1 protein-coding gene is annotated in these 1188 nt (G+C 70.5%); it reads left to right on the top strand.

Going from position 1 to position 1188, the window contains the following annotated elements; genetic code table 11:
- The first annotated feature begins 56 nt into the window (after positions 1 to 56).
- A complete protein-coding gene (locus VZC37_RS24660) occupies positions 57 to 1181 on the top strand; it encodes a tyrosine-type recombinase/integrase (RefSeq protein ID WP_330437425.1) in 1125 nt (374 codons plus the stop codon).
- Positions 1182 to 1188 lie beyond the last annotated feature (7 nt).

The raw sequence follows: 1188 nt of genomic DNA, 5'->3' as shown, positions 1-1188 counted from the left end.
CGAGGAAGCTGCAGGTCAGACGGTCGCCGTTCATGATCTAGTTCGCGGTTGTGCGAGTGGTGAAGTGCGAACCGGAGCGGCCAGGCGAGCCGACTGTGGCGGTGGTCGACGACTCCGGGGTGCCGGTGTCGGAGGTGTCGGCGTTCCTGTCGTCGTTGGCGGTGCGGGACTACTCGCCGAACACGGTCCGGGCCTACGCCTACGACCTGATGAAGCTGCTGCAGTTCCTCGACGAGCGCGGCGAGCCGGTCAGCGGGTTCTCCCCGATGCTGGCCACGGAGTTCCTGGGCTGGCTGCGGGCGCAGTCGTCGTCCGGTCGGGCGCAGCGCAGCCAGCTCGGTCTGGTCAGCGGGGACGGGCGTCGGTTGTCGGCGCGCACCTGCAACCGGGTGCTGGCCGCGGTGTCGTCGTTCTACGAGTTCCTGATCAGCTGCGGCGGCTACGCCCAGGTGGAGAACCCGATCCTGCGCGAGGCGGACCAGGCCTCGGCCCGCGTGCTGGGCCGGCATCGGCCACCGCTGCTGACCAGCGCCGATCAGCGCCCGGTCCGCCGGATCCTGCGGGTCCGCACCGTCGACACGCTGCCCCGCCCGATCCCGGACGAGACCTACCTGGCGCTGCTGGGGCAACTGGACAAGCTGCGGGACCGGGCGCTGCTCGAGCTCATGCACGAGGGCGGCCTGCGCCCGGGTGAGGTGCTGGGCTTGCATCTGGAGGACATCTCCTACGGTCGGAAACGGGTCACCGTCCGCCACCGCGACGATCACCCGCAGGGCGCACGGCAGAAGTCCCGCCGAGATCGGGTGGTGGACCTGCTCGAGGACCGGGCACTGCCGGCCCTGAACCGCTACGTGCTGCTCGAACGCCCACCGGAGGCCCAGACGTCGCTGCTGTTCCTGATCGGCGGCCGAGGCGCCCGCAGAGACCACCCGCTGAGCTACGACGGCCTGGTCCGGCTGTTCCAGCGGGCCGCGACCCGCGCCGGAGTGCGCGAGCCCTGGCTGACCCCACACAGCCTGCGCCACACCCACGCCACCCGGATGACCGAGCTCGGGATGCGGGAGCTGACATTGATGCGCCGCCCGTTCGTGCGACGGAGCGTTGCGGCGGATGGTGCGAGCGATGTCACGAGGAGTAACCACCAATCGCGAGGTGCGGGCCGAAGCTGCGCACGGCATTAACCCATTC

The organism is Gordonia sesuvii, from assembly GCF_036350415.1.
Taxonomy (GTDB): domain Bacteria; phylum Actinomycetota; class Actinomycetes; order Mycobacteriales; family Mycobacteriaceae; genus Gordonia; species Gordonia sesuvii.
The sequence above is the reverse complement of the archived record's forward strand: the minus strand, read 5'-3'. Positions and strand labels throughout refer to the sequence as shown.